Annotated in this window: 1 pseudogene; it reads right to left on the reverse strand. The window is 85.2% G+C overall.

Going from position 1 to position 209, the window contains the following annotated elements:
• Nucleotides 1-209, reverse strand: a pseudogene (locus KUM03_RS24890) (hypothetical protein); the annotation flags it as partial.

Raw genomic sequence — 209 nt, forward strand, 5'->3', positions numbered from 1 at the left:
AGGGCGCCCGCCACGCCCGCCGCGCCGGTGGCACCAGGACCCCCCGGAGCGCCGGGACCGCCGACCACCACGGCCGGGACGCCCTCCACGCGGGCCGGGGCGACCGAATCGGCGACCGGCGAGTCCGCCGCGCCCGCCGCGCCCGCCGCGCCGGTGGCACCAGGACCCCCCGGAGCGCCGGGACCGCCGACCACCACGGCCGGGACGCC

Origin of the sequence: Streptomyces sp. AC602_WCS936, from assembly GCF_019049125.1 — a bacterium.
GTDB lineage: Bacteria > Actinomycetota > Actinomycetes > Streptomycetales > Streptomycetaceae > Streptomyces.